Genomic DNA, 9,048 nt, shown 5'->3' on the forward strand with positions numbered 1-9,048 from the left:
GATACGCCCCACATTTGACATTCGTTCTGGACACTAGGCACTCACGCCCCCAGCGCCCGCCTGAACCAACCCGTAATCACATCTGGCCGCGTGATCGCGCTGCCCACCACCACAAAACTTGCCCCCAGGCTCACGGCCTGCGCCGCGTCCGCCGGGCTGTTCAGTCGCCCCTCGGCGGCAAAGGGCAGGCCCGCGTCACGCAACTCCCGCATCAGTTCCCAGTCTGGCCCGGCGAGCTGGCGGCTGTAGGGGGTATATCCGCTCAGGGTGGTGCTGACAATGTCCACGCCGTGGTCATAAGCGGCCCGCGCCTCGTCCAGCGTGCTGATGTCACCCATGACCAACGCCCCTGCCGCGTGAACGGCAGCGAACATCTCTGCCAGCGGTTCAGGGCGGGAACGCGCGGTGGCATCGAACGCCACAATCTGCGCGCCCAGCTCCACCAGTTTCATGCCCTCGGCAGCGGTGGGGGTGATGTAGACGTCGGTGTCATCCCGGTCCGTCTTCGTGAGGCCGATGATCGGCAACTCCGTGACGGCCCGCACCGCCGCCACGTCCTCAAAGCCCTGAATCCGCAGGCCCACTGCACCGCCCCGCTCGGCGGCCAGCGCCAATTGCCCGATAATGTACGGATCGCACAGGGGCGAGTCGGGGTTGGCCTGACAGGAGACGATCAGGCCGCCTCGCAGCCTGTCCAGCACGGTCCGCTCAGGCATGAATGCGCAGTCCCCCGGCCTCAATGATCCTGGCGCAGGCACTGCCCAGCGTGCAAAGGGCAAAGGTGAGGGCGGGCAAGGAACGTTTCGTCATGGGACGGCCCTACTCTACATCTCTGGAGAAAGGCCCGGACAGGCCCGGCAACCCAGACAGCCCAAAAAAACAGCCCCACGCTTGACACCTCCCGCCTCAGCCGTATGCTGACCCCCACGTATGGCGCACGCTTCCGCCCCCTCTGCAAGCCAGGACCTTCAGGCCGTCCGGGTGGCGCGGCTGTATTACGTGCAGGGCCTGACCACCGACGCGATTGCCACGGAGCTGGGCCTGTCACGGCCCAAGGTATCGCGCCTGCTGTCTCACGCGCGGCGCAGCGGTCTGGTGGAAATCCGCATCCATGACCCGGAAGGGCAGGCACAGATGCTGGAAGCCCGCCTGCACGCGCGCTATCCCTTCCTGCACGCGCAGGTGGTGGGCGTGCCGCAGGGCAGCCCGGAAACGCTGTGGCTGGAGCGCGTGGCCGCCGCCGCCGCCGCCGCGCTGACCGGGCTGCTGCGCCCCGGCATGACCGTGGGGCTGGCCTGGGGCAACACGCTGAACGCGGTGGGCCACGCGCTGATTCCCCGTCCGGTGCCAGGGCTGACCTTCGTGCAGCTCAACGGTTCGGCCAACGCTGCCGACTTCATGAGCGGCTTCGTGACCGACACGATCCTGCGCTTTGCGCGCAACTTCTCGGCAGGGGCGCAGCTCTTCCCGGTACCCACCTTCTTCGACGATCCGGCCACCAAGCGGGCCATGTGGCGTGAACGCAGCGTCCGGCATGTGCTGGAGTTGCAGAAACAGGCCGATCTGCTGATCTTTTCGGTGGGCAGCCACACGGCCTCTACCCCCAGCCATGTGTACAGCGCGGGTTATCTGGACGCTGATGATCTGGCCGCGCTGGGAGCGCAGGGCGCAGTGGGCGACATCGCCACCGTCTTTTACCGTGCGGACGGCAGCGACGCGGGCCTGGACCTGAACGCCCGTGCCAGCGGCCCGCCCCTGGCGCTGATCCGGGGGGCCAGCGAGTCGCTGTGCGTGGTCAGCGGACTGGGCAAGGCCGCCGCCCTGCACGCCGCGCTGGCCGGAGGGTTGATGCGCCGCCTGATCGTGGACGAGATAACGGCGCGGGCGGTGCTGGAGCTGGGCGGCAGCGAGGGCTAGGGCCGCCGTCCCTGCCCCGCCTTTCGGATGACGCCGCACTCTCCGGGAGAGCCTACCGTGAGCGAAATCTGCACGGACAAGGCGAGAAGTGACACAATCTGGACAGGAAGAAGCTCTGGCTCAGGCGCAGAGCGCACAAAGGGGCAGACATGAAACGACGGTGGACGCGGGGCGCATTGTTATCCGGTTTACTCCTGGTGGGTCTGGCCCCGGCCCAGAGCGAGGTTTCTATCTACGGCGGCGTCTTCCGGGGCGGCCAGCCGGTCAGTGTGGAGGTCTCCGCACCCGCTGGAACGACGTTTACGTTGCGGCGGGTGCTGGACCCGGCGGCCCTGTTCGCCGCCTCGCCCGATCCGCACCGCCCGAAGATCACGGCGTCCACCCGCACCCAGACAGTCCGCACAGTCAAGCTGAGCCGACGGGACGGCGAGCTGAAGTTTGGCAAGCTGCCCAGCGGCGTGTACGTGGTGGGCACCGGCAGCCTGGGCGCGGTGGTGCTGGTCAGCAACCTGGGTCTGGTGGTCAAGCGCGACGCGGAGCAGGCGCTGACCTACACGGCAGACCGTGAAAGCGGCCAGACGCGGGCGGCGCGGGTGTGGGCGCTGGGCGGGGCTGCTCCAGTTTTGGCAAACGCCAACGGTGTGGCCCGCTTCACCAAGAAGGCCGACGCCGATTCAGATAAGGAAACTTTTCTGGCCCGCTCCGGCAACGACTGGGCCATCAGCGGAGCGTACTGGAACAGCTACGCGGCCCCCCTCGTGCGCGGGTACGTGTACACGGACCGCCCGATCTACCGCCCCGGCCAGCATGTCGATTTCAAGGCGGTGCTGCGGCAGGCGGACAAACTCACGCCGCTGGCGAATACGCCCGTGCGCGTGACCATCACGTCCCCCGACAGCGACGAGGTGTACCGCAAGACGCTGACCACCAACGCGCTGGGTTCGCTGAACGCCGGGCTGGATCTGCCTGTTGGGGCCAAACTGGGCGAGTATTACTTCTCACTGAAGCCCGATAAGGCCGACGGCGACAGCCAGAGCGACATCGGCGGCAGCTTTCAGGTGGAGGCCTACCAGAAACCCGAATACGCCGTCACCCTTGCGCCGGACCGCAAACGCGCCGTGCAAGGCGAGAAGGTCAGCGTCCGCATCTCGGCCCGCTATCTGTTCGGGGGCAACGTGAGCGGGGCCAGGGTCAATTACAACGTCACCCGCGCCCCCTACTATCCGCCCGGCTTTGACAGCGATTCCCTGCCGCCTGGCGACGAGGGCCAGGACTACGGCTCCGACCTGGTGATTCAGGAGGAAACGCGCCTGAACGCCAGCGGAGACCTTGACCTGACCCTGCCGCTGGAGCGTGACCCGGACGGCCAACCCGTCAGCTACCGCATCGAGGCCGAGGTAGAGGACGAGTCGCGCCGCACAGTCAGCGCAGTGGCGCAGGTGATCGCCTTCCCGGCCAGCCTGAACGTGGAGGCCAGCACTGACGGCTACGTGTACGACGCGGGCAAGCCGATCCGCGTATCGCTGGACACCCGTGACCTGAAGGACGTGGCCCGCGCCGCCCCGGTCACACTGGACCTGATCCGCCAGAGCTACGATTACGATAAGAAGAAGAAAACATGGATGTTGAGCGAGACGCGCATGGCCCGCTCCCAGGTCCAGACGAACGCGGCGGGGACGGCCAGCACCACCCTGTCTACCGCGCGTGGCGGCGGGTATCTGGTGCGGGCCACCGTGAAAGACGCGCAGGGCCGCGCGAGTACCTTTGAAAACTTTGTCTGGGTGCTGAAGCCCGGCGAGGACTACGGCTGGAATTACCGCGATCTGACCGTACAACTGGACCGCAAGAGCTACGCCCCCGGCGACACCGCCACCGTGCTGGTGGGCAATCCCAGGCCCGGCGCTCCGGTGCTGGTGACGCTGGAAGGCGACAAGCTCCGCAGTTCCACCGTCCTGCGAGGCACGGGCGCGGTGCTGACCTACCGTTTTCCGGTCACGGCGGACATGGCCCCCAACATTTCCGTGGCGGCGGCAACCCTCAGCGACGGGCAGTTCTACAGCAACGAGGCGCGCGTGAAAGTTCCCCGTGTCGGCGCGGCCCTGACGGGCAAGGTCACGCCTGAAAAGGCCCGTTATGCCCCCGGCGACACGGGCAAATTCAGCGTGGATGTAAAAACGGCGGATGGCAAGGGTGTGGCCGGAGAGGTGGCGCTGGGCGTGGTGGATGGGGCGATTTATCTGGTGCAGCGCGACAACAGCACGCCGATTGCCCAGGTCTTTGACGCGCCGCGCAGCAACGCGGTAGGGACCAATTCCAGCCTCAATTTCTACTTCTCGCAGGTGGGCAACGTGGCGTCCGCGCCCAGGCAGATGGAAACCGCCCCTGCCTTCGCGCAGGACAAGCAGGCTGGGGCCGGAGCTGCCGCCAGCGACAGCGAGGTCACGCCGCGCCAGGATTTCAAGGACACCATTCTGTGGGTGCCCAACCTCCTCACCGACGCGGGGGGCCACGCCGAGGTTTCAGTCAAGTTCCCCGACAATCTGACCACCTGGGTGGCGACGGCCCGCGCCCAGACGAAGACCCCACGCTTCGGGCAAACAGTCGCCACTACCATGACCACCAGGGACGTCATCGCCCGCCTGAGCCTGCCGACGTTCCTGGTGCGGGGCGACACGGTCACGCTGTCGGGGATCGTGAACAACACGCTGAATAAACCAGTCATGGGGACGGCCAGCGCAGTGCTGAACGGTCTGACCCCGTTGAGTGGCGCGGCCCTGAAAGCGGGCGGGGCAGGCAACGTGGGCACGGCGAACGTGACCTTCACCGCCCGCACAGCTTCCGGTAGTGACGCCCTCAAACTTCCCCTGCCTGTGAAGGCCCGAGGGTACGAGGTCACGCAGACGGCGGTGGGCAGCGCCACTCAGCCCAGCATCAAGCTCAATATTCCGGCAGATGCCAACCTGAAAACGCTGGACCTGAGCCTGAGCCTCACGCCGTCGCTGCTGTCCGCCGTGTCGCCCGCGCTGGAGTATCTGGTGGGATACCCCTACGGCTGCACCGAGCAGACCATGAGCCGCTTTCTGCCCGCGCTGCTGGCCGAGGAAAACCTGGGCAGCGCCGCCCTGCCGCAGAGCGTGGCGGAGAATCTGCCCGACATCGTGAGCGCGGGGCTGGCCCGTTTGGAATTGTTCCAACACGAGGACGGCGGCTGGAACTTCTGGCAGTACGACGACAGCACGCTGGAAATGAGCGCCTACGTGGTGGAGGGCCTGTTACGCGCCAAGAAACTGGGGGCGAAGGTCAACAACGACATGCTGTACAACGGCTTGCAATACCTCGCCAAAAATGTGCCCAACCCCAAGGGCAGACAGGCCGAGCGTGCCAGCGCCTACCGTGCCCTGGCCGACGCCGGGAAGGTGGACAAGACGCAACTGATGGCCTTCGCCCGCCGCAAGGATCTGGAACCGTATGCGCTGGCCGAAACCGCACTGGCCCTGAGCAAGTCCGGGCAGACACAGGCGGCCCGCGACGTGCTGGACCGCCTGAAAGCAAAGCGTATCGGCACGCAGGGCGGCTCGTTGTCGCACTGGGAAACGCCCAAACGGGGGGGCGGCGATTCCTGGTACGACTACTGGGACGACAACAGCGTGCAGGTCACGGCCAAAGCGCTGGAGGCCATCGCCACGCTGGAGCCGGACAGCGCCCTGATTCCCGGCGTCTCGCAGTGGTTGCTGTCCAATCGGCGCGGCCCCAAGTGGCTGTCCACCCAGGACACCACCAACGTGATCATCGCGGCGCTGGCGCTGAAGCCTCCAAAGGCTGTGGGCGGCGACGTGAGTGCCCTGCTGGACGGTAAAGCTGCCGGGCAGGCCACCCTCAGCGGGCAGGAGGCAGCCACCCTCAAGATTGACGCCAGCACCCTGAAAGCCGGGGCGCATACGGTCACGCTTCAGGGCGCACCCGCCGGGCTGACCTTTAGCACCCAACTGAAGTACAGCCGCGAACCCACCGAACTGAAGGGGGACGCCAGCAAGGGCCTGCGCCTGAGCCGCCAGTATCAGCGCCTGGAACCTGTCTGGGACGCCAAAAACAACAAATATACTTACCGCCGCGTCTCACTCCTGAAAGGCGGGCAGATGCAGCCCGTCACGGTAGGGGACCTGATTCTGGTGACCCTCAGCGTGCAGCCAGTGGGTCAGGCCGCGCGCTACATGGTGGTCAGCGATCCCATCCCGGCGGGCATGAAGGCGCTGGACGAACGCAGCCTGAGCATCGCGGGCCTGCAAGACCCTGACGAATACGGCTGGGACAACTGGAATCACTGGTACGCGGGCCGTGACCTCCTAGATGACCGCGTGGACCTGTACGCCGACTACCTGAAAGGCGAGCAGAAGATGACCTACCTGCTGCGCGCCCAGACCCCCGGCACCTTCACCGCGCTGCCCACCCACGCCTTCCTGATGTATGACCCGGATGTGGAGGGTTACGCCCCGGCGACGACGTTCACGGTGCGGGACCGGGGAGAGTGAGGGGGGCAGGTTTGTATTTTGACCCCTCTACCCCTGTGGGTGACTCGCAGAGCCGTGAAGCGGAGGGGCGCTGCAAAGCAGCGGGGTGAGGGGGCCACCGGGCAGGCCGTTTTTCTGGCAAGTTGGCGCGCTCTTCCTCTCTCTGGCCCTCCTCTCCCCTGCCGCCCACGCCTTTCAGGCCCAGCACGGCTCTCTGACGGTCATTTACGTGGACCCCCAGGACCGTCAGCAACTCGGGGCCGTCTATAAAGCCTGGGACGCGGCGGCACGGGACCTGAAGGCGCTGGGTCTGTCACCTCCCGTAAAGGTGCGGATTGAGGCGGCGGGCAACGCGGCAGACTTCCAGGCCCGCACCGGGGAACCGGTCAATATTGCGGCCAGTACGCAGGGGGCAGTCATCCGCACGCAACGGCTCTCGGCGCTGGCGGCGCGCGGCCTGCTGCCCAATACGGTGCGGCACGAGGCGTTCCACACGGCCCAGCCTGCCGGAATCCCGCGCTGGCTGGCCGAGGGATTGGCCCGGACCTTCAGCGGGGAGGGGAAGAGTGATCCACGCACGCCGACGGGGCTTGAGGACCTGCCGGATTTGCGATTGAACACCGAACTGCTGGGCCGTGACCCCGCCCGCCTGAATGCCGCTTACCGCGAAGCCACGATGCGGGCGGCAAGGCTGGTGCGGGCGCGGGGCTGGAAAGGGGCGCTGAAGTGGTGACGGGCGGACCATAGCCGTGAAAGAGTCTGTGCCATGAAAGAATTCAGGGTATGAAAGCTGTCGTCTACGAGCAATTTGGAATGCGCCCCGAACTGCGAACTGTGCCGGATCCCACCCCCGAAGCGGACGGCGTGGTGCTGCGGGTAGAGGCGTCCGGTGTGTGCCGCAGCGACTGGCACGGCTGGATGGGCCATGACCCCGATATCGCGCTGCCCCACATCCCCGGTCACGAGATCGCCGGAACCGTGGTGGCCGTGGGCAAGGGCGTCACCCGCTGGCGCGAGGGGGACCGGGTGACGCTGCCCTTCGTCTCCGGCTGTGGGCGCTGCCCGGAGTGTCAGAGCGGGCAGCAGCAGGTCTGCCGGGACCAGTTTCAGCCGGGCTTCACGGCCTGGGGATCGTTTGCCGAATACGTGGCCCTGCGCTACGCCGAGGGGAATCTGGTGAGATTGCCGGACGGGCTGGATTTCGTGACGGCGGCCAGCCTGGGCTGCCGCTTCGCCACCTCCTTCCGCGCGGTGGTGCAGCAGGGCCGGGTGCGCGGCGGCGAGTGGGTGGCGGTTCACGGCTGCGGCGGCGTGGGCCTGTCGGCCATCATGATCGCCCGCGCACTGGGCGCACGCGTGATCGCGGTGGACATCGGCGCGGACAAGTTGGAACGGGCGGCGGAACTGGGGGCGGAAGTGACCCTCAACAACCGGGAAGTGGACGTGGTGACGGCCATCCGCGAGGTCACGGGCGGCGGCGCACACCTCTCGCTGGACGCGCTGGGGCACGCGCAGACCTGCGCCGATTCCATCGTATGCCTGCGAACCCAGGGGCGGCATGTGCAGGTGGGCCTGCTGGTGGCGGGTCACAGCCGCCCGCCGCTGCCGATGGACGCCGTGATTGCAAAAGAACTGGAGATTTACGGCAGCCACGGCATGGCCGCCCACGCCTACCCCGAAATGCTGGGCATGATCGCAAGCGGTCTGCTGCGCCCGGACCGCCTGATCGGTGCGCGGCTGACGCTGGAGGAGTCTATTGGTGCGCTGACAGAGATGGACTCGTTTAACGGCACCGGGGTTCAGGTCATTGACCGTTTCGCCTGAGGGGGCTGAGGCTGAACGCATCGGGCCTGCGGTGACAACACCCTGATTCGCCACAACAGAATTTTCCTCCGGCACGCCGTACAATCTCGGGCCAGGATGGTCCCGAAAGTGCAAAACCCAGGAGGGCGCATATGTTTCGTAAGTTGATGGTATTGAGCGGGTCGGTCTCAGGCCACCGTCAGGATCTGTGAAGGCGTCTCCACCGCTGATGGGCGGTGTGGGCAGGCCGCCCCCCCGGCGCGGCGGCTCGATGCGGCGGCACCAGACCCGCACGGCCTACACCTTCCTGCTGGTCCCCCTGATCTTCTTCCTGATCGTGCGTTTCCTGCCCACCTTCTCTGCCCTGCGCCTGAGCCTGTTCGACTGGAACATCCTCAAAGACACCCAGCCCTTCGTCGGCACCGAGAACTATCAGCGCCTGTTCGCCGACGAGAAGTTCGGTCAGGCGCTACGGAACACGGCGCTGTACACCGTCGTCGGCGTCCCAGCGCAGATCGCGCTGGGACTGATCGTGGCCCTGCTCCTGAACAAGATCGTCGCCCTGCGCGGGGTTTCCGGGCGCTGTACTTCGCCCCCTACGTCACCCCCATCGTGGCCGCCGCGTGGGTCTGGCAGTGGCTGTTCAGCCCGCAGTTCGGTCCGGTCAACACCTTCCTGATCTGGCTGGGCATCACGCCGCAGAACTTCCTGAACTCCCCGGATCAGGCGCTGGCCACCACGGCGGCCCTGGTGGTGTGGCAGAACCTGGGCTTTCAGATCGTGCTGTTTCTGGCGGGCCTCTCGGCCATTCCCCGCAGCT

The 9,048-nt window shown here is 66.6% G+C and carries 7 protein-coding genes; 6 read left to right on the forward strand and 1 reads right to left on the reverse strand.

Annotation, left to right across the window (positions count from 1 at the left end; all coding sequences use genetic code 11):
• Window positions 1-41: 41 nt before the first annotated feature.
• Entirely contained in the window at window positions 42-716 is a 675-nt protein-coding gene (locus tag Q319_RS0108430) for an N-acetylmannosamine-6-phosphate 2-epimerase (RefSeq protein ID WP_034414316.1), read from the reverse strand.
• Window positions 717-930: 214 nt separating this feature from the next.
• Between Q319_RS0108430 and Q319_RS0108435 the strand changes: the two genes are divergently transcribed.
• The 6 genes from Q319_RS0108435 to Q319_RS28620 all read left to right on the forward strand — a co-directional run.
• On the forward strand, window positions 931-1,917 hold the full coding sequence (locus Q319_RS0108435; RefSeq protein ID WP_029481836.1) for a sugar-binding transcriptional regulator: 987 nt from the start codon (window positions 931-933) through the stop codon (window positions 1,915-1,917).
• A gap of 149 nt (window positions 1,918-2,066) precedes the next feature.
• On the forward strand, window positions 2,067-6,446 hold the full coding sequence (locus Q319_RS0108440) for an alpha-2-macroglobulin family protein (RefSeq protein ID WP_081845950.1): 4,380 nt from the start codon (window positions 2,067-2,069) through the stop codon (window positions 6,444-6,446).
• Between the two features lie 85 nt (window positions 6,447-6,531).
• A complete protein-coding gene (locus Q319_RS0108445) occupies window positions 6,532-7,158 on the forward strand; it encodes a hypothetical protein (RefSeq protein ID WP_029481838.1) in 627 nt (208 codons plus the stop codon).
• 50 nt (window positions 7,159-7,208) lie between these two features.
• Window positions 7,209-8,249, forward strand: coding sequence for a zinc-dependent alcohol dehydrogenase family protein (locus Q319_RS0108450; protein ID WP_029481839.1), 1,041 nt, complete (start codon window positions 7,209-7,211; stop codon window positions 8,247-8,249).
• Window positions 8,250-8,436: 187 nt separating this feature from the next.
• Window positions 8,437-8,907 carry a carbohydrate ABC transporter permease gene (locus Q319_RS24345; RefSeq protein ID WP_245619056.1) on the forward strand — a complete coding sequence of 157 codons (471 nt, stop codon included), beginning with the start codon at window positions 8,437-8,439 and terminating at the stop codon, window positions 8,905-8,907.
• The coding region (locus tag Q319_RS28620; RefSeq protein ID WP_425387984.1) for a carbohydrate ABC transporter permease at window positions 8,841-9,048 on the forward strand (208 nt) is incomplete at its 3' end. The genes Q319_RS24345 and Q319_RS28620, both read left to right, overlap by 67 nt.

Source organism: Deinococcus marmoris DSM 12784, from assembly GCF_000701405.1.
Taxonomy (GTDB): domain Bacteria; phylum Deinococcota; class Deinococci; order Deinococcales; family Deinococcaceae; genus Deinococcus; species Deinococcus marmoris.

Excerpts from the sequence above, each read along its gene's own strand:
- Q319_RS0108430 (WP_034414316.1), bottom strand. The coding sequence starts at position 716 with ATGCCTGAGCGGACCGTGCTGGACAGGCTGCGAGGCGGCCTGATCGTC.
- Q319_RS0108435 (WP_029481836.1), top strand. The coding sequence starts at position 931 with ATGGCGCACGCTTCCGCCCCCTCTGCAAGCCAGGACCTTCAGGCCGTC.
- Q319_RS0108440 (WP_081845950.1), top strand. The coding sequence starts at position 2,067 with ATGAAACGACGGTGGACGCGGGGCGCATTGTTATCCGGTTTACTCCTG.
- Q319_RS0108450 (WP_029481839.1), top strand. The coding sequence starts at position 7,209 with ATGAAAGCTGTCGTCTACGAGCAATTTGGAATGCGCCCCGAACTGCGA.